Source organism: Clostridia bacterium (genome assembly GCA_026414765.1).
In the GTDB taxonomy this organism is placed as follows: Bacteria; Bacillota; Clostridia; order Acetivibrionales; family DSM-27016; genus SKW86.
Genome location: JAOAIJ010000009.1, coordinates 157279 through 182106, shown reverse-complemented (window position 1 = coordinate 182106; position 24828 = coordinate 157279). Strand labels below are relative to the sequence as shown.

The window sequence follows — 24828 nt, the reverse complement described above, 5'->3', positions numbered from 1 at the left end:
TCAGTATGAAAGAGATGCTATCCGGGTATATGGAGGATATGAAAGACAGCCTTTTAATATTAAACGATGCATTGATCAAGATACAGAATTCTGGCGCTGATGCAAGTGTAATAAATAGTATCTTCAGGGTGGCTCATACCATGAAAGGCAACTCTGCTGCGATGAATTTCATGAAAATAGAGAAAGTGATGCATACCATGGAAGACATATTGCAGGAGGTACGGAACGGCGATAGGGAATTGACAGAGGATATCATCAGGATACTGTTTGCCTGCCATGATTTCCTGGAGGATTGTATCGAGATTATTTCCAATGCAGAGTCGGATGTAAGACTCAATACAGATATCCTGCAAAATAAGCTGGAGCAGCTAAAAGGCGGCAAAGAAGGCGATGTGGGGAAGGAAGCCATCGAGACTGAAACCTATGATGCTTTAAGCAGGGAGTATTCTGAATTGCTGCAGATAATTGAAGAAAACTGCAGGAGGGGCTTTACCGTTTGCAAGATTACCGTCACTATAGATCCCGACTGTATGATGAAAACTGTCCGGGCATGGCTGGTTTTTGAAGAGTTGGACGGATATGGTTCTATTGTGTTTTCGAAGCCGGAACGTCCGTCTGAGGAAGAATTCAGGAATGATACCTGCAATTTTGAATGGAATAAGATAGAGCTGCTATTGCTGACGGAAAAAGAGGCTGACAGTATTGCCTCAGGGATCAGGAATATAGCAGAAGTCATAGATGTAAGCCTTCAACAGATCAGTCCTTATGAGGTCAGAAGTGAACTGGAAAGGAAAGAAAAAGAGGAGGAAATACTGAAAATCCTCAGTGATATAGGTGTACATATTCTGGACTGCGGCAGCAGGGAGACGCACAGACGAATTATCGGGAGTATTATCGGGCATTTTGAAAGAATCGCTGCCAGTGACCTCCCTGAAGAATGTTCATTTGTAAAGAAAGCCGCTTCCGAACTCGTCAAGGCATTGAACGCGGCTTTGGAAGACAATCAGCAGCTTACTGAAGAAGATATGGAAATGTTGGCTTATGTATGCAAGGGTTTGGAAATAAGCTTTAAAACTTCAGGAATGCTTGAGGATAGTGACTATCAAGCTAAGCTTGATGAGCACCTTTTGATGCTCAAGTCAAGGTGTGAAGCTCCAAACCGGCGGATAGGCGATATTCTTCTAAGAAAGGGTCTGGTGAGTGATAAGGATATTGAAGATATCCTTAATAAGCAGAGAGAGAGTCAGCAGGAATTGAGATTTGGACAGGTGGCTGTCAAAGAGAATAAGGTTAATGCATATGACATGCTGCAGGCGTTGAAAGAGCAGGGTCAGGTGACTGAGAAGAAGGAAAATACGGCTATAAAAGCTGAAAGTGGGTTTATCCGTATACCTGTCGGGAAAGTTGACAACCTGATGGATATGCTGGGTGAACTTCTTATTCTTAATTCTCAGTTAGAGCAGAGGACTTCGGAAACCGGCAGTTATGATTTGGGATCCCAGACTATATTATCCCGTACAGCGAAAATAATAAAAGGAATTCAGGCATTATCAATGTCGTTAAGAATGGTAGAAGTAAAATCGACACTGCATCGACTGACAAGAATAGCCAGAGATACAGCCGCAGAACTACAAAAGGGTGTTGTAGTATCCATTGAAGGTGAGGATACTGAGATCGACCGAAGTGCGGCTGAGAAAATCTTTGATCCGCTGATGCATCTGGTAAGAAATGCGGTCTCCCACGGAATCGAGGAAGAACAGGAACGGCTTGAGAAAGGGAAAAAGCCGGAAGGGCAGATTACAATCAGGGCATATAGCAAAAGAGGGAATGTTTACGTTGAGGTATCGGATGATGGCAGGGGACTTGACACCAGCAAAATTTTAAAAAAGGCTCAGGCTTTAGGAATGACTAAGACACACGAGGAATACAGCGAAGAAGAAATTATCCGGTTCATTTTTTTGCCGGGCTTTTCTACACAGGAAAAAATCAACAGTATCTCAGGGCGTGGCGTGGGTATGAATGTTGTAGAAGAGGAAATAAAGAAAGTAGGGGGAAGGGTAGAAATCCAAAACTGTCCAGGAAACGGGTGTACCTTTACAATCAGAATTCCAATGAACCTCGCAGTTGTGAATGGAACCATCGTCGAGGTGTGCGGCGGGAGATATATTGTCCCTACTCTGTTTATAAAAGAATTTTTTATAGTTGATGAAAAGCAATGGGTTATCATGCAGGGAAAAGCAAAAGCGGTTAGGCTCAGGGAGCATGTTATTCCTGTACTGCAGCCGGAGGTATTCTTCGGTGAAGAAATAAGTAAGGCAGGAAAGGAGCGGTGTGAGTTGGTCATAGTAGAGCTGGAACAAAAGCTTCTAGCGTTTCCGGTAGATAGGATTATAGTCAGACAGGAAATAGTATCAAAGCCTCTGGGAACGGAGTTCAACTCCATAGACTATGCGTCAGGCGCCTCTATATTAGGTGATGGGGTGGTTTCGCTGATTCTGGATGTAGAAGATATGTTTAAGAAAGCAGGACTATGATAATACGGGAGAGTGATTGGCATTAACAGAATAAAGGTACTGGTTGTAGATGATTCGGCTATGGTAAGAAAAATGCTTACAAGTGAGCTTTCCAGGGATAAAGAGATTGAAGTGATTGCTGCAGTGCCGGACCCGTATTTTGCCAGGGATAAGATTGTGGAACTGAAACCGGATGTTATACTCCTTGACATTGAAATGCCTAGAATGGACGGGCTGACCTTTCTTAAAAAACTGATGCATCATTACCCCTGTAGAGTTATTGTAGTGAGTTCTCTGGCAGAAGACGGGGGAGAAGTTGCATTAAAAGCGATTGAATACGGTGCTTTGGATGTAATGGCCAAGCCGGCTGCAGCCTATTCGGTGGGGGATATGACAGAGCAGTTGATTGAAAGGATAAAGGCTGTAGCAAAAGTTCCACAGTGGAAATTGTCAAAAACCGGAGACAGGCTGCTGGAAAAAGCGGATAGTAAAAACAGGAAAGCCTCCCTGATTAGGACAACAAACAAGATTATTGCCATCGGTGCTTCAACAGGTGGAACAGAAGCATTACGTACTGTGCTGGAGCAAATGCCTGCAAATACGCCTCCGGTAGTCATTGTGCAGCATATGCCTCCCTTTTTTACAAAATCCTTTGCTAAGAGATTGGACGAGGTATGCACCATTCATGTAAAGGAAGCGGAGGACAAGGAAGTCCTGTCACCGGGAAAGGTATTGATTGCTCCGGGAAATCTACACATGGAGCTGAGGAGGAATGGTGCGATATATTACGTACATATATCCGATGGGCCTATGGTGCATCATCAAAGGCCGTCTGTAGAAATTCTCTTCAGGTCCGTTGCCAGGTATGCCGGACGGAATGCTGTCGGAGTCATTATGACAGGGATGGGGAGGGATGGTGCGCTGGGGCTGCTGGAAATGAAAAATGAAGGTGCCTATACCATCGCACAGGATGAAAAGAGTTGTGTAGTGTTTGGAATGCCCAAGGAGGCTATCGATGCCGGAGCTGTTTGTAAGACTGTAGCTTTGGAAAGGATAGTAGACGAGATTCTGAAAAATGTCTGAGCCTGTGCAAAGCATATGTATGCAAAGTGTATGACGTATAAAGTTCTTCAACACACTTTATATACTATTAATTCAGGAGAAAGAGGTGATAAGAATGGCGATTCAACAGAATAAGTATCTTTCCTTTGTTCTGGAAAACGAGATTTATGGGATACATATCTTGAGAGTTAAGGAGATCATCGGTATGATGACCATTACTCATGTGCCGCGAATGCCTGAGTTTGTAAAGGGAGTCATCAATCTCCGCGGGAAGATAATTCCCGTGATTGACTTAAGAATCAAATTTTCCATACCTGGCTCTGTGTATAGTGACAGAACCTGTATCATCGTAGTTGAAATGGAAAGTGAAAACGGTAAACGTGTAAATGGACTTGTAGTAGACAGTGTGTGTGAAGTGCTGGCTATAGCCGAAGAGAATATCGAGGCTCCGCCGGCTTGCGGCGATGGTGCTGAACAGGAGATTCTTACAGGTATAGGGAAGGTGAAGGATAAGGTAATCATGCTACTGGATACGGACAAGATTCTGACTACCAATGAAATCAAGGCAATCAATAAAATCTGAAGACAAAAAAATCAATGTGGGAGGAGTTGCAGGTTATGAGATGGTTTTTTGAACAAAAAATCAGTGTCAGGCTTTTACTCAGTTTTATTTTAGTATCTGTGATTGCAGGCTTTATAGGAGGCATTGGAACTATTAACCTTGGCAATATCAATACAGGATATAAGGAACTATATGATAATTATGGACATGCTTTGGCTGATATGGGATACATATCCAAGGAATACCAGAGAATAAGAAACTACATAAGGGATATTTATATCAATGATGATCCCATTCTTACAGAGAATAACAAGAGAGCTATTGAGGAATGTAAAAAGAATATTGAAAATGGACTTAAGCGTTTTGAGCAGGCGGTAAAAAATCAGCCTGTGGAGGGTGCAGTTAAGGATCTGCTGAGACAGATAGATATTTATTACGCTGAAAGTGACAAAATGATTAAATATATTGATGATGACAAAAGGGATGTTGCATTCCAGAACATGTACAATGGTGCATGGAGGAACTCGGCTATTGAGGCGAACAGGCTTATAGACGAAATATATGGCATAATGGATAAAACAGGAGCGGAGAAACGGGGTGAATTTGGTAAAGAAGCCAGCAACACAATAATTGTAATGGTAGTACTGTCCATAGCTGCGATAATACTTGCTTTGCTCCTGGGCTTAGGTGTTTCCAGAAATATCAACAGAGTACTTTCAAACCTGACCGAAAGACTGTCCCAATCCTCCAAGATGGTTGCCTCAGCTGCCGGACAGCTTGCTGCGGCAAGCCAGCAGCTGGCGGAAGGCAGCAATGAGCAGGCAGCATCGGTAGAAGAAACCTCGGCGACAATGAACGAGACTTCATCCATGGTCAGCCAGAATACTGAAAGCACCAGGCAGGCAGCAGATTTGTCGGAACAAGCCAAGGGTGCTGCCGGTATAGGTTTTTCCAAAATGAACAATATGATAGTGTCCATGGAGGAGCTTAAGAAATCAAGCGATAAGATTGCAAAAATCATAAAAGTAATTGACGATATCGCGTTCCAGACCAATATTCTTGCTTTAAATGCCGCAGTAGAAGCTGCAAGGGCGGGAGAAGCAGGAATGGGATTTGCAGTGGTGGCAGAAGAAGTCAGGAATCTGGCTCAGAGAAGTGCCCAGGCTGCTAAAGATACTGCAGAAATCATTGAGAGAAATATAGAGCTGTCCAGGCAAGGTGTGGATGTCAGTGCTGAGGTGTTGAAGGCACTGGAAGAAATCAACCAGAAGTCGCAAAATGTGAATAGTATTGTAGGAGAAATCACAGCTGCCAGTGAAGAGCAGTTCAGAGGGATACACCAAGTCAATATAGCCATTTCACAAATGGAAAAGGTGATACAGCACAATGCGGCTACAGCCGAGGAAAGTGCGGCAGCAGCTGAAGAACTTCAATCACAGGCGGAAGAACTGGAACATGTCGTTTTTGAAATGAACACCATGGTAAAAGGCAGGAGCGCAGATAGTGGATTTGGCGGTTATAGTGGTAGAAAAGTCACGGAAAGCTTAATGAACAATCATGGAAAAAAATTTACAAGTACTCATCTACATGAAAAGAATGTCCATAAAATGCAACAGACACCTGTAAAGCAATTTACTAAAACACAACATAATGTGTCGCCACAGGAAGTGATTCCTCTGGAAGAGGATGACGAATTCTAAACGAGCATATGCAAAATAGGTACGAAGATTTACCTATCTTCTTTAAAAATGTCTGTAGTTTTTGTCATAGACAAACAAAGGGCCCTCTAGTAGAATCATTATAGTAGCATTTACTTTTAATGTTTTTGACATATTACTACTATATAGTTTTAGAAGGAATATTTATATGATAAAAATATTTAACAGAAAGACTAAGGAATATGAGATGGAAAAGGTGGCCGGAGGAGGTCTGCTCAATGCTCTTTATGGCACTAGAACCGGCAGGTTGGGCTTGGAGCTGCTTATTAAAAGGAAATTTTACTCAGCCCTGACAGGGGCCATATGCGACAGCAGGCTAAGCGCTTCTAAAGTCAAGTCATTTATAAGAGACTTTGAGATAGACATGTCGGAATGCGCTGACAAAGCTGAAGACTTCAAAACATTTAATGAATTTTTTACCAGAAGGCTAAAACCGGAAGCACGGGTATTTCAAAAAGAAGGTAGTGCTGTACTCTCTCCCGGAGACGGAAGGCTAAAGGCGTGGGAAAATGTAAACATTGATCAACTGCTTCAGATTAAAGGATTTTCATATACTCTGAAGGACTTAATAAGAGATGAACAGCTTGCCGCTGAATATGAAGGGGGAACATATCTTCTGTTGAGACTCTGTCCTGTAGACTATCACAGATTCCATTTTATAGATGGAGGTGTATGTAGTGGGAGTAAAAGGATAAATGGAGCATATTATTCAGTAAACCCTATTGCATTGAGTTCCGTTCCGCTGGCTTTTTGCCGGAATAAGCGGGAGTACAGCATCCTGGCTTCCGATAATTTCGGGGATATTCTGTATGTTGAGGTAGGAGCTACTTCTGTAGGCTCAATTGTTCAGACATACAGCTCTGGAGCAAGGGTTCAAAAGGGTGATGAAAAAGGATATTTCAAGTTTGGTGGATCAACGGTACTTGTTTTATTTAAGAAAAACAAGGTCCGTATTCATGCGGATATCCTTAAGCAGACAGAAGCTGGTTATGAGACCAGGGTTTTGGCCGGTGAAGTAATAGGTGGCAAAATGGATAAAGATAGGTAAAAAGTCCTGTGATTAGCAATTATCCATATGACAAAGTTGTACTGATATGATAGAATTTTAGGTGTATTATAATCATCAAAGGAGGAATCAAGATGGTAAAAGGCAGGGTCATATCTACATTGATTGCAGCAGTTTTGGGAGTTTCTGTATGATGTAGGTTTTAAATTTGTTGTTTGTCTCGATTATATGTTTTCATCTGCAATATTTAAAGCTCGAAATAAATATATCGATGATAAAAACAATGGCGTAGGTATTCCTTCAAAAAATCCTAACCTGTCGGATGATGTTGTTAAAAAGGTTGACGAAGTATTTAAAAAGATACAATCAGGCGATATTAAGGTTGCGGCAGAAATGGGCAGTCTTATAAAATAAGCTCGTTTATTGGGAAAAAGACGGGAATCCGTCTTTTTCTTTATATTTATTTTTTGTTTAGAGTAAAAGCAGGAGGGAAGCCAGATGGAATTCGTTGTAGAGATGCTTGATATTCAGAAGGAGTTTCCCGGTATAGTAGCAAACGATAATATTACTCTCATGCTAAAAAAGAGAGAGATACATGCGTTGCTAGGAGAAAACGGTGCTGGGAAGTCAACTCTCATGAGCATCCTTTTTGGACTCTACCAGCCGGACGGTGGCAGTATCAGAATGCGTGGAAAAGATGTGAAAATATCTAATCCCAATGTTGCAAACAAGTTGGGAATTGGTATGGTGCATCAGCATTTCAAGCTGGTACACAACTTTACTGTGACTGAAAACATCATTCTTGGTATGGAGCCTAAAAAGGGAATCACTGTTGATACAAAGTCGGCAGCAAAACGTATAAAGGAACTGTCGGAACAGTATGGATTGAATGTAGACCCAAATGCAAAGATTGAAAATATATCAGTAGGTATGCAGCAGCGTGTCGAGATTCTGAAAATGCTCTACAGGGATGCAGAGGTGCTGATATTTGATGAACCCACTGCGGTCCTCACACCTCAGGAAATTCAGGAGCTTATCAGAATAATGAAAAATCTTGTCAGTGAGGGTAAATCTATAATATTGATTACTCACAAGCTCAAGGAGATAAAAGCAGTTGCAGACAGATGTACGGTATATAGTAACCCTTGTGGCGCTTATTATGTTTTCAAAGTCTTCGCAAGCTCCCAGGGCAGCAGGTGAACCTTTTGATCATGGAAAAAGGTAAGGCTTTGATATGAACTTACATAAATATAATTTTAGTCGGGCAGGTGAAAATATTGAGTATAAACGGTAATGCTATTAATCTGGCTTCAATCATTGATCACACCCTCCTGAAGCCTGATGCGACAGAGAAGCAGATAAAAGAGCTTTGCAGCGAGGCTAGGAAATATGGATTTGCATCGGTATGTGTAAATCCGTCATATGTCACTCTGGCTGCCAGTGAATTGACAGGGACTTCTGTCAAGGTATGTACGGTTATCGGATTCCCTTTGGGGGCTACAACTTCAGAAGCAAAAGCTGCTGAAACAAGAGAAGCGGTTAATAATGGAGCGAATGAAGTTGATATGGTTATAAACATAGGTGCTCTCAAATCCGGAAAAACCAATTATGTGAAAGCAGATATCGAGGCAGTTGTGAAAGCAGCTAAGCCTGAGGCTATAGTTAAGGTGATTATAGAAACCTGCTTGCTATCGGAGGAAGAAAAAATTAATGCGTGCCTGCTGGCAAAGGAAGCAGGCGCAGACTTTGTAAAAACCTCAACTGGATTCAGTACGGGAGGAGCAACAGAAGAGGACATCAGACTCATGAGACGTACTGTCGGACCAGATACTGGGGTGAAGGCTTCAGCGGGTATACGTGACTATGCTATGGCTGAAAAAATGGTGAATGCAGGGGCCACAAGATTGGGTACCAGTGCATCCATAGCCATTGTCAGCAACGAAAAATCAGGTAGTTTTAAAGGGTATTGATATAAGGTCTTCATAAAGGGGCATATCAAAAGATATGCTCCTTTATATTGCATTTGATATACAATAGTGTTAAAATCTTCATAAATGGAATTATGGATTTTCTGGAATCCGGAAGGTAAATAAAATGTTGCAGACAGTTTTAAATACTGTATTTTCTATATTTGCCTGTGGTGTAGCGTTAATGGCATTGATATGGTGTTCAAGTCAGAAGTTTATAGGAAACCTGATGACTTGTAGTTTGTGCTGTCTGGCAGCAAGGACTCCCGCTCTTAATGCATTCCTCATGTTCGTGCTGCATGCAGTAGTGATTTCCTTGTCTGTTGTATGCTGCCTGAAACGTATATCAAATTCCGCAATTATTACTCTTGATATCATTTACTTTATCAGTATTATGATTCTGGTTTTTTATCATACTCTCAAAGAATCACGCAGCCTTCTTGTGAAAGCAGTTTAGTTTTGGACAGCTTAGATCAGCTTGTCCTCAGATGGAGTATTTAGTGCTCTACAGGTAGTGAGTGCAATTGATTGATGCACGGTGCTATCGGACTTTATGATTTCACAGGGAGGATTTTTTATGCTTAAAAACAAGGTTAGTTTTAAATCTATAGCGCGAAAACTGCGAAACCGATCCGTTGATTTTGATATTGAGCCATATAAAATATGGCTACAGAAGATAAATGAGTTTAGACTGGAATCATTAAGCGATTCGCAGCTCAGGGATATGTCGCTTGAATTAATCCGGCAGGCACGGAATGGCTTGAGTGAGAATGAGCTTCTTATCCCGGCCTTTGCGCTTGTCAGAGAAGCGGCGCGCAGAATACTGGGAATGAAACACTTTGATGTACAGGTTATAGCAGGAATTGCGATGCATGACGGTAACCTGGTAGAGATGCAGACAGGAGAAGGAAAAACTCTTACAGCAGTACTTCCTGTTTATCTGAACGCTATTTCCGGCAGGGGAGTTCATGTGCTTACGTTCAATGATTATCTTGCACAGAGGGATGCTGAATGGATGGGGCCCCTGTATGGATTTTTAGGGCTTTCCATTGGGCATGTGAGAGAAGGGATGTCATTATCGGAAAGGCGTAGAGCATACGAAAAGGATATTACTTACCTGACTGCAAAGGAAGCAGGCTTTGACTACCTTAAAGAGTTTCTTTGTACAGATCGGAAAGAGCTTGTTTTGAGGCCGTTCAATTTTGGAGTAATAGATGAAGCAGACTCAATACTGATAGATGAAGCACGGATTCCATTAGTGATTGCAGGCAAAACAGACAACTACATTGAGCCGGGCCATATGACTGAGATAATCAGATCTCTGGAGGCTCATGCCGATTATGAGGTAGGAGAGTATGAAAGGACTGTATATCTTACGGATAGGGGTCTCAACCTTGTAGAAACAATACTGGGTGCAGGAAATCTTTATGACGAAAAAAATCTTAAACTTTTGGTGGATATAAATAATGCACTGCATGCTGAAGTACTTCTGAAGCGTGATGTAGATTATATTGTGCGCAATGGCAGAATCGAACTGGTTGACGAATTTACCGGACGTGTTGCGGATAAGAGACATTGGCCATATGGCCTTCAGGAAGCTATTGAAGCAAAAGAGGGAATTATCTCAGATACCAAGGGACAAATCCTTTCGTCAATAACCTTACAGAATTTTATCAGACTATATCCGAAAATCTGTGGCATGACAGGCACTGCAGCTACATCTGCAAATGAATTCCAGCAGTTTTATGGGTTGAATGTTTTGGTTATTCCTACAAACAAGCCCTGTATAAGGGAGGATTTGGAGGATGTGATATTTACACATAAGGAAGCAAAACTTAAGGCTATCACATCTGAAATCGTCAGGGTTCACAGTACAGGGCGTCCTATACTGGTAGGCACATGCAGCGTGGAAGAGTCGGAGCAACTTGCCGGAGCCTTAAGAGAATCTGGCGTGGTATGCCAGGTTTTGAACGCTAAAAATGATGAACTGGAAGCGGGTATTATAGCACAGGCAGGAGCTATAGGAGCAGTCACTGTGTCAACGAATATGGCAGGCAGGGGAACTGATATTAAGCTTGGTGGTGCATGGGAACTGAACCGGGAAGAAGTTGTCCGGCTTGGAGGTTTATATGTAATCGGAACAAACAGGTATGAAAGCCGCCGTATAGATGACCAGCTGAGAGGACGTGCAGGACGGCAGGGAGACCCCGGTTCTACACGGTTTTTTATCAGTCTGGAGGATGACCTGTTTAAGCGCTACAGATTTAAAGAACTGATTCCGGCTTCTCTATATCCCGAAAATCAGGAAAATCCCATAGAGAATAAAATAATCAAAAAGCGTGTGGGAAATGTTCAAAGGATCATAGAAGGTCAAAATACAGATATCCGTCTGACTTTAAGCAAGTATTCATCAATCATGGAAAAGCAAAGGCAGTCTGTTTATGAATGGAGGCAAGGAGTACTTTGTGACAGGGTATATACAGGGCTGATGCCTGATTTACTGCAGGAGCGGTATCAGTTGCTGCTGGAAAGGGTGGGAGAGCAGCCTCTTAGAAAGGCGGAAAAGCAGGTTACACTTTTTTATATCAATAAGTGCTGGGCAGATTACCTGGATTATATGTCCTATATCCGTGAGAGCATTCATTTGGTAAATGTAGCAGGTAAAACACCCGTGCATGAGTTCAATAAGATTTCAGTCGAGTCCTTCAGAAATTTCCAGCAGGATATTGTAAATGAGATTGCGGGAAAACTTGCCGTAGCGGAGATAACTGAAGATGGGGTAGATATGGATAAGGAAGGCTTGAAGGCACCTACTTCTACCTGGACCTACCTGATAAATGACAGCCCTGAGCAGGTTGGAATTAACCCGGCTCTAAACGTTTCTGCGGCAGATATATTTACTGTAGGTATATGGATGTTGGCTGCCATAGGCTGGAAGCTTTTTAGAAAAGAAGTAAAACAGAAAAATTGATAATTTACGACAAATTGTGATATAATTATACAAAAAGTAAACAATTAATTCCTACAGTTCTAAAGAATTCTTGTTTTTTATCACCTAAATTTAAGGGGGAAATGCTATGGGATCAAGTGTTTTAAGAGTCCTGGTCTGTGACGATTCAATCCTTATCAGAAAAAAGTTGAAGGATTGTCTGCTGTCCTGCGGATGTAGTGAGATTTTGGAAGCAGCAGATGGGCAAAGCGCAGTAGATACATATAAGGAGCATAAGCCGGATCTTGTGTTTATGGACATTGTAATGCCCGTAAAAGGAGGAATAGAAGCAGTAACAGAAATACTTGAATTTGATGGGAACGCAAAAGTAGTAATAGCATCGTCTTCAGGAACCAAAACACACCTGAAAAAAGCACTTGAGGCAGGAGCTTATGAATTCATACAAAAGCCCTTTGATGAAGCCCAGATAAGAAATATAGTACTGAACTATAATAAGGAGGCGTGATAATCTGATGTTTACTCAATTTTTTGGCAGTTACCTTTTAAATAAGAAACTGGTCACCCCTGAGCAATTGAAAGATGCATTGGATTATCAGAAAAATGTACACCTAAAGCTGGGTGTAATGGCAGTCAACTCAGGCTATATGTCAGCAGCTGATGTGAGTGCAGTACACGGCATGCAGGCGAAAGTAGACAAAAAATTCGGCGAGTTGGCAATAGAAATGGGCTTTCTGGATGAGGAAAAACTTAAAGTCCTGCTTTCAACACAAAAATCAGGACACTTACTCCTAGGGCAGGCAATGGTGGACAAGGGATATATGACACTGGAGAAGTTCAGTGAAGCTCTTGATGACTATAAGAAAGATTACAGCCTTACTAATGAACAGTTCAATTCACTTCAGAATGAGGATATAGATGAAATAGTAAATACTTTCTATAGTTTTGACAATTCAGATGAAAGTAAGGTCTATAAAGGCTATTTTGCCCTGCTCATCAGAAATATCATCAGATTTATTGATGCGGATTTCAGACCACTTAATCCTATATCAGTGAATGAATATAAGTTTGACTGGATGGCTGCTCAGGAAATCAAAGGGGAGGCAAGTCTTTATACATGCATAGCTGCAGATCAAAAAACCTTTATCGCTTTTGCAGGCAGATATGCTGATGAAGCCTATACTGAAAATGATGAGTATGTACAGGCAGCTGTAGGAGAGTTTTTAAACCTTATTAACGGATTGTTTCTTGTAAACATGTCAAATGATGATATTGAGCTTGAACTGGAGCCCCAATATGTCAGTAGCGGCAAGAATTTGACAAAGCTTACCGAAGCTTTTTGCATCCCGGTTGAGTTCTCTTTTGGAAGGATTGATTTCATCATATCAAAATCTATTCCAGTTATCCTTTGACAACTATAAACCAATAAATATGTAAAAATAAAATGGAACCAGCCTGTTGTTTGCTTAGCAAACAGCAGGCTGGTATTTTTCTGAACTGCAATCAATGCTTCATGCTGCTTTTTATAGAGTCTTTTAGCTGCAAAAAGTCTTCTTTTGAAGGAACTTCAGGGTTAAGTCCTATTCCTATATCGGCTGCAATCAAACCATCCCGGTGAAATCCCGCTTTTGACATAGCGTCTGCAAGCTTATACCAATTGGAAGGATTCCGGGGTGATTGCTTTGCTTTTTGAGCATAATAAGGAAGCACTCTTTTGGAATAGTAATCATTCTGCGGTCCAGCCGGCTCAAGCTCACAACCGTTCCAATACTTGAATTCAATATTATCAAGAACAGGACCGTTATTCCAGATACTAATCCCGGTTTTTTTCAGCCTATTGTCACTGTCCGTACAATCCAGTATTTCGAATCTGTTGTATTTTTGTGTGAATAGTGTGCTGATGCTTCCGTTTTGAAGTGAATAGCCGTAAAGCTGACCTGGCTGTCCCTTGTTTTTTAGGCCAAGCAGCAGCTGCTTTCTGCCCTCACCGGTTATGTCTGCAAAGCCTGCATAATTTAAACTTTCATAATTTTTATTGCTGATCTCGCCTATTTTGGCCCATTGTTTGCCATATCTCTTCAGAATAACTGTCCTGATTTCGTCGTTTAACCTGTATGAGGCTACCAGTTCATTTTCAGAATCATCATCAAAGTCAGCAACCTGGTATTTTTCAGAGTTTCTCGGGTATTGCGGTTTCAGAAGTTCATGGTTTTCCGGTAGGAACCTTTTAATTATGGTGTTGTAGTCCTCGCCCGGAGTTTTTTTCATTATTTTGCTTATTGATGCCGTCAAGCCTGATAAAGAGCCTGACAACCCTCTGACCAGAGTTAATAGTGGGTTTTGTGCGGGAATCGGGTTGTTTCCTGTATGTACTGGTCGAGAATTGGGTTTGGTTAAGGTTTTGACTTTCTTTGTAAAGGGATTGAATCCTGATTTGGAAAGAAATGTTCTTCCTGCCAGTGCAAGCCCGGCAATTTTTAGTGGAACAAGCATTTTAGCTTCCCCTATAAAAGTTACTCTGTTCATATTATATGTAACAGGGCGAAAAAGGTTAAAGCAAAAAAGGAGAGCTAAGCTCTCCTTCTCACTCTTATCTTTTTATTTGACTTTTCTATGTTTATTCTCTTACCCTTCAGTGTATAGTTTTTCATGGAAGATAAAACTTCTGTTGCATATTCTCTTGGAACCTCCACAAAAGTGAACCTATCAAAAATATCTATTGCACCGATAAGTTTTCCGGGTATTCCTGTGTTAGAGGCGATACTTTCGATAATATGCCTTGGCTGTATTTTATTATTACTGCCTACATTAATAAAGAGCCTTACCATTCCGTGCTCAGCACCGGTATCCGCCTCATCGGCTTCCGGAACAGATATATCTTCTCTGTTGTCATTTTGGCCTATAACCATTTTTAGTAAAGCGGCGGCTATATCCAGAGATGTAACATAACTATCCTGGTTATCATGTGCATTTACTTCTTCAAGGGTTTTTTCTATATATGAAACATATTTTGAATAATTTCCTGCTGCTATGGATTCTTTTAATTTGTCCAGCAGAATACTTATTTTATTTTCCTCTATGTCTGTCAAAGTAGGCGGCTTCATTATTCTGACAGTGGATTTTGTGTATTTTTGTATATCCCTTAGTTTGTATATCTCACGCCCGACAACAAAGGTAAAGGCTTTGCCGGTTCTGCCAGCTCTACCGGTTCTGCCGATTCTGTGGACATAATACTCTTCATCGTTTGGTATATCATAATTAAATACAGCTTCCACGTCATCTACATCTATTCCGCGGGCAGCCACATCCGTCGCTATGAGAATATCAATATTTCCTTTCCTGAATTTCGCCATTACCCTGTCTCTCTGGTCCTGTTTCATATCTCCGTGGAGGGCTTCAGCAGAATAGCCTCTTGATTGTAAGCTGGAAGCTAGTTCATCAACGCGCTTTTTTGTATTGCAGAAAACCAGTGAAAGCTTTATATTGCTAGCATCAATAATCCTGGACAGAATCTCCAATTTTGAGGATTCATTGACTTCAAGATAGAATTGTTCAATGGCAGGTACTGTCAATTCTTTGTGAGCTGCCTTTATATGAATGGGATTTTTTTGGTACTTGGCAGTCAAATCCATGATTTCCCTTGGCATGGTAGCTGAGAAAAATACTGTTTGCTTTTCTTCGGGTATTTTTCCCAGAATAGTATCGATATCCTCGCGAAAGCCCATGTTTAGCATTTCATCAGCTTCATCAAGGATAATCATTTTAAGATTTGCCAGCTTTAAAGTACGGCGTCTCATATGATCCATTATACGACCCGGTGTTCCGATAATTATCTGAGGACGTTTTTTTAGGGCTGAAATCTGCCGGTCTATGGGTTGTCCGCCATATACAGGCAATATGCCAATACCTTTTTTATATTTTGATACGCTTTTTAGCTCTTCAGAGATCTGTATGGCAAGTTCCCTTGTTGGGCATAGAACCAATACCTGTATACCTTCAATCTCATGGTCTATTTTTTCTATCGCAGGTATCCCGAATGCACAGGTTTTTCCGGTTCCTGTCTGCGCCTGTCCGATAACATCAACTCCGTCAAGTATATGCGGTATTGATTTGGATTGTATGGGTGTTGCTTCTTCAAATCCCATATCGGATAGTGCTTTTTGTATTTCTTCGGATAAATTTAGATCTTTAAAAATCAAGTTTTCCATTATTACTTCCTTTTCCTATTACTTTTTTTACAATCAGTTTAGTCAACAGATTATGATATTTATCTTTATCTAAAAATTATTATTTACTAAATATAAATTGTTAATAATACTTCTTAAGATATTTTAAAATGTAAAGTATGCAGGTTGATTAAAACTGTTGCTCATATGATTATACGCGATATGTAAAATAAATACAATGTTCAAAATGGGAAATAAGTCCTGATAGCATCAGCTATCCAGAATTTTCACAGATACACAGAAATATTTAAGTATAAAAATGATAAGTGTTAACATAATATATATTAGGTGTTGTTAGATAAAAATTTCTGGAGGTGTAGTTTTTAATGGTAGGCACAGTAAAATGGTTTAATGCGGAAAAAGGTTTTGGATTTATTGAAAGAGAAGGTGGAGATGACGTATTTGTACATTTCTCCGCAATAAAGATAGATGGTTACAAATCTCTTCAAGAAGGGCAGAGGGTACAATTTGACCTGGAAAACGGACAGAGAGGGCCTCAGGCAGCAAACGTAGTTCCATATTAACAGCATATAATTTTTCATCTGACAGTAAGAGTAAGGCACCCTGATTCTTGGGTACCTTACTCTTACTGAAAAATCTTATAATACGAGTTAAGTTAATATTTCAGTCTGGTTCAATTACAGGAGGTTCCACATAATGCTGATAGATTGAAGGTGGTGTCGCATCTATACTGATTGTGCCCTTTACCTGGTTTGACTTGTTACCCTGGGAATCTTCAGCGTCTATTGTATATGTATATGAACCGTCTTTTACCGCATTACCTGATTCAGTCTTTCCATCCCAATAAATTATGTTTTCACCTTTTACTGCGGCGTTTATTGTAAAAGTCTTTACCAGCGCATTGTTTTTATCATATATTCTGATTACAGCCGATGCGTTTTTTGATAAGGTAAATCTTATAGCTGTCTTGTTTGAACCGTTAGGAATGAACGGGTCTGGTGAATCGCTTACCGAGGTTATGGAAATCGGATAGCGTTTTACAACAAAACTACCTGAGCACGATCCGGACTGTCCTTCGTTATCTACAGCTGTAATATTATAGGTGTAATTACCATCCGGTATAGTTGTTCCATTTGAGCTTTTTCCGTCCCATATTATCGAATTCACACCGGCAGATTTCTGTGTATTGGCTTCCAGAACTCTGATCACAGCATTTGAACTATCCATAATATTTATCGTTACACTGCAAGATTCGGATAGTCGGTAAGATATTTCTGCCGTATTGCTGTCTGTAGGGTCAAATGGATTAGGATTAAAAGTATTCAGGTCGATTACAGGCTTTTGACCGATAACTGCTTTCGAGGTTATCATCAAAGTACCTAATATGGATTTTGCATATGTACCATCCGGTTTTACAGCAGTTATTTCATAGTAATATTCACCATCGGGTACTATGCTTCCAGTACTATTCTTACCGTCCCAGCTCAATGTTACAGTTCCTGTGCTGTTTTCGGTAACTTTTTCGAAAACAGTATAGGCTCCTATCCTGCCTATGGTTATTTTACTCCTTGCTGGTTCTGATACAGCATAAGAAATGGATAATACATTGCCACCTCCCGGCGAGTAAGGATTTGGGGTGACGGAAACGGAACTTATAGTCAGAGCGCTTCTGATCATAATAATACCCGATACGGGAGCTGATGAATTACCTGCGGAGTCAACAGCCTGCAGAGTGTATTTGTAATCCCCGTCTTTTACTATCTTTTGAGATTCATCCTTACAATCCCAGTAAACATAATTGGAACCGGCAGCCTTATCAAGGCTGTTTTCTACCAAACGTACCAGTGTCCCATTGCTGTCGAAAATCTTAACCGTAACTTTTGCGTTTTCTGACAGGTTATAGTTAATGCGTACGGAATCCTGATCAAGCATAGCAATATTGAACGGGTTCACCCTTACTGTATCTGAACTGATAACAGGAGGAGTATTGTCTACAAGTACTGTGATAGTACCTGACAGTCCTAAAGTCTTATTTCCGTTTGAATCAACAGGTGTAACTTTATATGTGTATGCACCTGATGAAACTATTTTTCCGGTATTATCCCTGCCATCCCACTCATATGAGTTCTCTCCCATAGAAGCAGATATGTTTTCCCTGCTGAATATCAATATGCCGTTCCGGTCATAAACACTGAATGTGACTTTAGAAATTTCGGATATTACATATTTTATAACAGCTTTGTTTGAACCATCGGGGTTAAAAGGCTCAGGTGTATGGGTTATGGATTTTATGTAGGGAGCCCGCTTTATTGTTATAGTACCTGTCAAAGGCTTGGATACCAGGCCGGATGTATCAGTAGCCGTGATTTTATATGTATAGACACCATCGTCGACCAGCTTGTTTGAAGAATCTCTTCCATCCCATTTAGCGGAGTTTATTCCGGTATTTCTATATACCTTGTTTTCAAGTGTCCTTATAAGAATACCTTCACTATTGTATATCTGAACTGTGACATATGCATTTTCCGATAATGTATATGATATTGTCGTTTTAGCCATGTTTTCTACAATTATCTCTATGGAAGGCAGGGAGTTTTTAACTCCTGATTTCGAGACTTCCTGTATTGTCAGGACATGTCTGCCCTCACTGAGGTTTGATACGTCGAGGTCATAATGGAAGCCGCAATTTGTGTTATTATATTCAGGGTATTTGCTTGAGATATCAGCACGGGCATCACCGTACACTGCCTGGCCCTTTACTACCCCGTCAACCAGCACGTCTATTCTCATTACGCCATCTGAATCCAGGAACCAGCCGCTGATGCTGCTTGTCCTTTTTACTGTGGCTCCGGTTGCCGGAGCTTCCAATGCTCCCTTTGGTATCAGTATTACAGGCTTTGTTATATTGACAGTCATAATACTTGAACAGGGTGATGTTACAGTAGCTGTAATATTTGTCTTTGTACCGTTATACTGGTTGCTGCCGGGAACTGTGGTGGGACTGAAGGTTGTAAAGCTGCCAGTGTAAAAGTAATGGTCATATGAGCCGGATAGCCTTTTATCCAACTGGCTGTAACCAAGCTTGCCTTCATTTGCTTCTTCCAGGTCGACCATTTTGTGAAGCTCATTGTCATTGCAGCGGTAGAATGAAATGGATTCGTCTATATGCCATATTGCCAGACCTCCGCTTGGAACAGAAGGACCGACATATAGGGGAGAAAGAGCCTTATCATATCCTTTTAGCTGTCTGTTTTCGATTAAGAAATATTCCTTGGGATTTGATGTAGGTATCTTTAATACGCTATACTTTCCTGTGTCGAAGGAATTCACCGTATAATTTCCTGGAGATTCCACAATCTGAGGAGTTACAAATCCAAGGTATGCTTTGCACCATGCGTCCATGTGTGTAGGTGATGAACCGGGCGGATAATCTGATGTGCCCGCGACTCTTCCCCAACTGCCGCCGGCCATCAAGCTATGTATCCCTACGCCTTGAGAACTGGAGTCGTAGTCATACAAATCAGGCAATCCCAGGTCATGTCCCAATTCATGGCATAAAACCCCTATCGTAGCCATGTTTGAATACTGAAGCTCGCTTTGTTGGGTATAACCTTTCCAACTGCCAAAAGACTTACCGTCTAGTTTTGTGGATAGCGAGAAACCCCATTTGTGAGCCCAGATACTTGGACTTGGGCCACCGGTGGCAGCTTCATTTCCGGCAACTACAGTAACTATGAGTAACTCACTGTCAGTTATTATTCCATCGTTATTGGTATCAAAGCTGGAATAGTTTATGCTTGGATCTGCTGCAACCAGTGCATCCATTACAATCTTCTGATTTGCAGAACCTGTATTTGAGCCTGTGTTTGGGTGAAGGTAGTTAAGTTTTACTCTGATTACGCCATTATTGGCTGTACCATAGCTTTCATTAACAGGAGAAAATTGAAATATGCCATTTGATACTTCACTATAATAATTATTTACAGAATTGCCAGTGGTATTGAAAATCCTGTTGTACCAGTCAGCTTCGGAATACTTTATACTAATATTCGAAAACTCTATCAGAAGCAGGACTATTTTTCTTGTCTGACTGATTCCGGCTGACGGTTGCATAGCTGATGAACTGCCGGATGATACCGTATTTGAAGCAGTACCGCCGGATGAAGAAGACAGAAGCGCGGTAGATGCATTGCCGGATTTCTTGATCTTTTTATCTTTTATTTTCTTTATAAGATCACTCTTTTTTATTATGTTCTTTGGTTTTTGGTGAATTTTGTATTTGTTTTTACCGGGCTTAAGTTTATCTCCTGATACTTCCGCGTATTTCCAATAGCCGTCCGTATCCTGCACTAAAACATCCTCATCTTTGGATACTGCCCAGTTCAGCCATTCATCACCACCCAGAGAAGCCTTGAAACTTTCTCCAGAAGGCTGTACAAAATTGCTCTCAATGGGGGCTGCAGGCGCGGCAGTGACTGTCTGTCTGAAAAACAGCATGTAAACCAAGAGCAGTAATGTAGTTTTAAATATGCTTTTCATAATATGTTTCATAAGCTATACCTCACATATGTATTTATAGGTTTTTGCTGTTATTCTGTGGGGATGAATGGGTTGGGGTCTGCACTTCCGTTGCTGAGCTCGGGTGCACTTGAGTCTACGGTGACAGTACCTGTTTTTTGTTCTGCCTTATTACCATATTCGTCTACTGCATCAATTTTATAGGTGTAAGTTCCACTTGGGACAATATCACCTGAGTCGTTTGTACCATCCCATGAAGCTGAGCCGCCTATGGTTATCTGCTGATCCATCAGGGTTTTTACAAGTGTATTGCTGCTGTCATATATCTTTATCGTAACCTTTGATTTTTTTGAAATGGAGTAGTTGATTGTACTGCATACCTTTCCATCCGCCCCAAAAGGGTCGGGATTATCATCAAACCATGTGATTACAGGGCCTTTATGTTTTACTGTAACGGTTACTGATACCGGCTTGGAGTTGTTGCCGGCCTCATCAACTGCGGTTACCTGAATTCTATATATACCCTCTGAAACGATGTTTCCTTCTGTATCTCTGCCGTTCCATAAAATATTCTGCCTGCTTGATGTTTTTAAGGTATTGTCTTCCAAAACCTTTATAACCCTGTTTGTTGAATCATACACTTCAATTTTTACCTTTGAAGACTCTGTAAGTGTATATGAAGTAAATACTGAGTTGCCGCCTGATACGACAAACGGATTTGGACTTGGGGCTTCCATCGCTATACCGGGTGGAACCGAATCGATGGTGAATACGCCGACAAAAGTCGGGGCTTTGTTTCCAAGATTATCTGTTGCATCAATCCTGTAGGAATAATAACCTCCATCCCTCACGAAATTACCGCTTGAATCTTTCCCATCCCACAAAACAAAATTCGCCCCTGATTTTAGAGCCCCATTGATCAATGTTCTGACAGGATTACCGGCAAGGTCATATACCTTCAGTACTACGGCAGCATCCTTAGAGAGAACAAAGGAGATGTTGAGCGATTTTGCTACAGGCGGAGAAAACGGGTCCGGCAAATCGACAACAGAGGTGATCGTAGGCAGTGAATACTGCACAGAGATTTCTCCTGTAATGGAAGCTTGTTCACCTGAAACACCTGTTGCATTTATCTCACACTTATACTTGCCTATAGCTGCCAGCTTGCCTGCCGAATTTTTTGCATCCCACTCCGTATAACTAATCCCTGATGCTTTCTGAATATTGCTTTCCAATACCTTTATTACTGTACCGGCTGCATCTATGATAGTAGTTGTGACTTTGGCGTCAGCAGATAATTTATACGAGATAGTCGTACTATTACTGCCATTCGGATGGAATGGGTTCGGATCAGCACTGAAATTGCTTATTGCAAGTGTTGAAGTATTATCTGTAACCGTAATTGTACCTGTCTGCTGCTCATGCCTTTTACTGAGACCCGCTGTCGCATCTATGGTGTAAATGTACAACCCTCTTACGACTGTTTTACCGGTATTGTCCTTCCCATCCCATATAGCCTGGTTATTACCCTGACTGACTGTACTGTTTATGAGGGTTCTTATCAAAGTTCCCTTACTGTCCTGGATCTTGATACTCACAACAGCAGTTTCACTCAGTGTATAAGAAATATTGCTTTTACTACCGCTTGCCGGAATGAATGGGTCCGGAGAGTCGCTAACGGATGACAACAAAGGCTTATTTCCGGAGGCTACTATAATATCACCTGTGACAGGGGAGGCTGTTACTCCGGAAAGGTCAGTGGCAGTGATCCTATATGTATATTTTCCGTCGGGAACAACTTTCCCGGATGAGTTTTTACCGTACCAAAGAGCTTTATTGGTACCTTCTGTCACGCGTCCGCTGAAAATTGTATCAATCAGGGAGCCACTGCTGTCGGATATGCTGATTTTTACATCCGCCTGCCGGGATATGGCGTATTCAATAGTATTGTAGCTAGTACCATCAGGCAGGAAGGGGTCGGGTTTATCTCCCATAAGAGTTATCTTGAATACTGTTTCAGTTACAATAATTTTTCCTTCTACAGTATTTGACATCATACCATCAGAGTCTACGGCATATATCCTGTAGATGTAATCTCCTGCCGGAACTGTTTTGCCTGTAGAATCTTTACCATCCCATATCGATGAAGAGCTGCCGGCTTTTTTCTGTGTACTGTTTTCCAGAACTCTTACGGTAGATCCTGAATTGTTTATTATAGAAAGATTTACCCTGGCATCTTTTGATAGTATATATGTAATAGCCATAGTCTCAATACCGCCTGGAGTATATGGATTCGGATTTTCTACATTATTGCTGATTAGAGGAGGCCTTTTTGCTTCTGTCAATTCCACTGTTATAGTTCCTGTAACCTTTTCTGCTTTTTTGCCAAATGAGTCGGTTGCATTTATTTCATACCGGTATAAACCGTCTTTTACCGGCAGGCCGCTATTGTTGGTTCCATCCCAGACTGCTTTGGATGTACCGAAAAACACATAAGTATTTATGAGGTTTTTTACCGGGTTTAGATTGTTATCATATATATCTATAGTAACATTTGCATTTTCTGAAAGGGTATAGCTGATTGTGCTTGTCATACCTTTCTGAGGGTTTATCGGATCAGGGTAATCATTTACCTGTGTAATTGAAGGGTTATACCGCTCAACTATTATAGTACCTGACGCAGGTGTAGACCAATGACCTGCACTGTCAACCGCTTCGATTTTATAGGTATATACACCATCTCTGACAGGGGTGCCGTAGGAGTCTTTACCATCCCATTGGCATGAGTTGATTCCTGCGGGTTTAAAAGCATCTTTTTCAATAACTCTTATAAGTTTGCCCAGACAATCAAATATTTGTATTGTAACACTGGCATCTTCGGATAAGTAGTATATTATGTTTGCGTATTTTTTTTGAGTAGTGCCTGTATTCTGAGTCTGTTGAGTATTCTGATTTGGATCTATGGCCGGAGCCGGACTTGGAATTTCTACAGGATTCTGAGTCTGGCTTGAATTATTGTTCTGATTTTGTCCCGCATCCTGATTTTGAGCAGGCGCATCGGGTGGAGCAGGATTTACGGCATAAGCTTGTACAGCTTTACGCAAATTTATAAGACCGTATCCGTAATAGGTGTCTTTCCCTGAATATCCCATGTCGGTGGCAGAGTCCTTCAATGTCTGCTCGACTTTTTCAGCGGTTAATGTGTTGTCAAGGCTCCACAAGTAAGCAGCTGCGGCAGATACGAAAGATGCTGCCATGGATGTTCCCGACATATAGCCGTATTTTCCGTCTGAGGCTGTACTGTAGATATTGACTCCCGGTGCAGTCAGATCGATATATGTACCGTAATTTGATGAATAGGCCTTAAAGCCTGAGGTATCCAAAGAGGAAACTGCAATGACATTATTCAGGGCAGCAGGATAGTAAGCCGTGTCCGTATTTGAATTGCCCGCTGCAGCTACAATTATTGCTCCTTTATCATATGCATAGTCGATAGCACTTTGCAGGAATTCATCCTTACCGGGAGCAGACATACTAAGGTTGATTATTTTTGCTCCCCGGTTGGCAGCCCATACTATACCCTCGCAAATATCTGTGGTATAGCCGGAACCTGTGGAATCCAGAACTTTGATCGGCATTATGGAGATTTTATTTGAGACTCCCGCTATTCCTTTACTGTTATTCCTTATAGCAGCAGCAATACCGGCAACATGTGTGCCATGTCCATTATCATCGCTTACATTTGCACTGTTGGAAATCGTATTATACCCGCTGACAAACCTTCCTGCCAGATCCGGGTGGCTTGTATTCACCCCGGTGTCCAAAACTGCCAGAGTTACCGTGCTTTTTTCCCTGGCGGCATCCCAGGCCTGATTTGCTTTGATTTTAGGAAGACCCCACTGAAGGTCATAATCCGGATCGTTTGGCTCGTACTCTGCCTCGGAACTTGCAGCATATTTATAGTTTGGCTGGCAATGCTGAACAAGAGGGTCTGATTTTAAGCTGTTCAGAATATCCTCCTTTTTAGCATCCCTGGGAAGCTTGACTTTATAAATACCAAGTTCCTTGATGGTTTCTGCAACGGTAACCTTGTATTTTGTCACAACCTGGCTGATGCTTTTGTTGGGTGCCAGTTTCAAAACCAGCTCCTCACCGGTGTTTGAATCGGCAGCGGATGAAAGTTTTACCGGACTGCATATCAGGGCAAGAAATATTACCAATGTTAAAAGGGAAATAGTTTTAGTGCTTCTGCTGGAAAAATGAAAATTCATACAATGCACTCCTTTTATTAATGAAATACCACTATTAGGCAGCTATAAATTTGATAATAATGAATAAATATTTGGTT

16 protein-coding genes and 1 pseudogene are annotated in these 24828 nt (G+C 41.2%); 13 read left to right on the top strand and 4 right to left on the bottom strand.

From position 1 onward, the window contains the following. Nucleotides 1-5: 5 nt before the first annotated feature. The 12 genes and pseudogenes from N3I35_01825 to N3I35_01770 all read left to right on the top strand — a co-directional run bounded on the left by N3I35_01825 (nucleotide 6) and on the right by N3I35_01770 (nucleotide 13187). Entirely contained in the window at nucleotides 6-2534 is a 2529-nt protein-coding gene (locus N3I35_01825) for a chemotaxis protein CheA (GenBank protein MCX8128820.1), read from the top strand. Nucleotides 2535-2555: 21 nt separating this feature from the next. After that, on the top strand, nucleotides 2556-3596 hold the full coding sequence (locus N3I35_01820) for a chemotaxis response regulator protein-glutamate methylesterase (GenBank protein ID MCX8128819.1): 1041 nt from the start codon (nucleotides 2556-2558) through the stop codon (nucleotides 3594-3596). A gap of 94 nt (nucleotides 3597-3690) precedes the next feature. Further along, nucleotides 3691-4158, top strand: a complete 468-nt coding sequence (locus tag N3I35_01815; protein ID MCX8128818.1) for a chemotaxis protein CheW — start codon at nucleotides 3691-3693, stop codon at nucleotides 4156-4158. A 35-nt stretch (nucleotides 4159-4193) separates the two neighbouring features. Beyond that, a complete protein-coding gene (locus N3I35_01810) occupies nucleotides 4194-5837 on the top strand; it encodes a methyl-accepting chemotaxis protein (GenBank protein MCX8128817.1) in 1644 nt (547 codons plus the stop codon). A 166-nt stretch (nucleotides 5838-6003) separates the two neighbouring features. Further along, nucleotides 6004-6903, top strand: coding sequence for a phosphatidylserine decarboxylase (locus N3I35_01805; GenBank protein MCX8128816.1), 900 nt, complete (start codon nucleotides 6004-6006; stop codon nucleotides 6901-6903). A gap of 123 nt (nucleotides 6904-7026) precedes the next feature. Beyond that, nucleotides 7027-7275, top strand: coding sequence for a hypothetical protein (locus N3I35_01800; protein ID MCX8128815.1), 249 nt, complete (start codon nucleotides 7027-7029; stop codon nucleotides 7273-7275). Between the two features lie 84 nt (nucleotides 7276-7359). Then, nucleotides 7360-7995 (top strand): annotated as a pseudogene (locus tag N3I35_01795) (ATP-binding cassette domain-containing protein). Nucleotides 7996-8159: 164 nt separating this feature from the next. Next, a complete protein-coding gene (gene deoC / locus N3I35_01790; protein ID MCX8128814.1) occupies nucleotides 8160-8831 on the top strand; it encodes a deoxyribose-phosphate aldolase in 672 nt (223 codons plus the stop codon). A gap of 124 nt (nucleotides 8832-8955) precedes the next feature. After that, complete coding sequence (locus tag N3I35_01785) at nucleotides 8956-9285, top strand: hypothetical protein (GenBank protein ID MCX8128813.1); 330 nt, start codon at nucleotides 8956-8958, stop codon at nucleotides 9283-9285. A 120-nt stretch (nucleotides 9286-9405) separates the two neighbouring features. Then, nucleotides 9406-11799 carry an accessory Sec system translocase SecA2 gene (gene secA2 / locus N3I35_01780; GenBank protein MCX8128812.1) on the top strand — a complete coding sequence of 798 codons (2394 nt, stop codon included), beginning with the start codon at nucleotides 9406-9408 and terminating at the stop codon, nucleotides 11797-11799. 106 nt (nucleotides 11800-11905) lie between these two features. Then, on the top strand, nucleotides 11906-12283 hold the full coding sequence (locus N3I35_01775) for a response regulator (protein ID MCX8128811.1): 378 nt from the start codon (nucleotides 11906-11908) through the stop codon (nucleotides 12281-12283). 7 nt (nucleotides 12284-12290) lie between these two features. After that, a complete protein-coding gene (locus N3I35_01770; protein MCX8128810.1) occupies nucleotides 12291-13187 on the top strand; it encodes a chemotaxis protein CheX in 897 nt (298 codons plus the stop codon). 91 nt (nucleotides 13188-13278) lie between these two features. Here the strand turns inward: N3I35_01770 and N3I35_01765 are convergent, their stop codons facing one another. Both N3I35_01765 and N3I35_01760 read right to left on the bottom strand, forming a co-directional pair. Further along, nucleotides 13279-14268 carry a hypothetical protein gene (locus N3I35_01765; protein ID MCX8128809.1) on the bottom strand — a complete coding sequence of 330 codons (990 nt, stop codon included), beginning with the start codon at nucleotides 14266-14268 and terminating at the stop codon, nucleotides 13279-13281. Between the two features lie 77 nt (nucleotides 14269-14345). Beyond that, nucleotides 14346-15983 (bottom strand): DEAD/DEAH box helicase, encoded by a 1638-nt coding sequence (locus tag N3I35_01760; GenBank protein MCX8128808.1) that lies wholly within the window; start codon nucleotides 15981-15983, stop codon nucleotides 14346-14348. Nucleotides 15984-16327: 344 nt separating this feature from the next. Between N3I35_01760 and N3I35_01755 the strand changes: the two genes are divergently transcribed. Further along, nucleotides 16328-16525, top strand: a complete 198-nt coding sequence (locus tag N3I35_01755; protein ID MCX8128807.1) for a cold-shock protein — start codon at nucleotides 16328-16330, stop codon at nucleotides 16523-16525. 100 nt (nucleotides 16526-16625) lie between these two features. Here N3I35_01755 and N3I35_01750 read toward each other — a convergent pair whose 3' ends face one another. Together N3I35_01750 and N3I35_01745 are read right to left on the bottom strand one after the other, a co-directional pair. Further along, the gene (locus tag N3I35_01750) at nucleotides 16626-20513 is read right to left on the bottom strand and encodes a M6 family metalloprotease domain-containing protein (protein MCX8128806.1); all 3888 of its coding nucleotides are present in this window, start codon (nucleotides 20511-20513) and stop codon (nucleotides 16626-16628) included. A gap of 38 nt (nucleotides 20514-20551) precedes the next feature. Next, entirely contained in the window at nucleotides 20552-24751 is a 4200-nt protein-coding gene (locus N3I35_01745; GenBank protein ID MCX8128805.1) for a S8 family serine peptidase, read from the bottom strand. Between the last annotated feature and the right edge of the window lie 77 nt (nucleotides 24752-24828).

Excerpts from the sequence above, each read along its gene's own strand:
- N3I35_01825 (MCX8128820.1), top strand. The coding sequence starts at position 6 with ATGAAAGAGATGCTATCCGGGTATATGGAGGATATGAAAGACAGCCTT.
- N3I35_01815 (MCX8128818.1), top strand. The coding sequence starts at position 3,691 with ATGGCGATTCAACAGAATAAGTATCTTTCCTTTGTTCTGGAAAACGAG.
- N3I35_01810 (MCX8128817.1), top strand. The coding sequence starts at position 4,194 with ATGAGATGGTTTTTTGAACAAAAAATCAGTGTCAGGCTTTTACTCAGT.
- N3I35_01805 (MCX8128816.1), top strand. The coding sequence starts at position 6,004 with ATGATAAAAATATTTAACAGAAAGACTAAGGAATATGAGATGGAAAAG.
- N3I35_01785 (MCX8128813.1), top strand. The coding sequence starts at position 8,956 with ATGTTGCAGACAGTTTTAAATACTGTATTTTCTATATTTGCCTGTGGT.
- secA2 (MCX8128812.1), top strand. The coding sequence starts at position 9,406 with ATGCTTAAAAACAAGGTTAGTTTTAAATCTATAGCGCGAAAACTGCGA.
- N3I35_01775 (MCX8128811.1), top strand. The coding sequence starts at position 11,906 with ATGGGATCAAGTGTTTTAAGAGTCCTGGTCTGTGACGATTCAATCCTT.
- N3I35_01770 (MCX8128810.1), top strand. The coding sequence starts at position 12,291 with ATGTTTACTCAATTTTTTGGCAGTTACCTTTTAAATAAGAAACTGGTC.
- N3I35_01765 (MCX8128809.1), bottom strand. The coding sequence starts at position 14,268 with ATGCTTGTTCCACTAAAAATTGCCGGGCTTGCACTGGCAGGAAGAACA.
- N3I35_01760 (MCX8128808.1), bottom strand. The coding sequence starts at position 15,983 with ATGGAAAACTTGATTTTTAAAGATCTAAATTTATCCGAAGAAATACAA.
- N3I35_01755 (MCX8128807.1), top strand. The coding sequence starts at position 16,328 with ATGGTAGGCACAGTAAAATGGTTTAATGCGGAAAAAGGTTTTGGATTT.
- N3I35_01750 (MCX8128806.1), bottom strand. The coding sequence starts at position 20,513 with ATGAAACATATTATGAAAAGCATATTTAAAACTACATTACTGCTCTTG.
- N3I35_01745 (MCX8128805.1), bottom strand. The coding sequence starts at position 24,751 with ATGAATTTTCATTTTTCCAGCAGAAGCACTAAAACTATTTCCCTTTTA.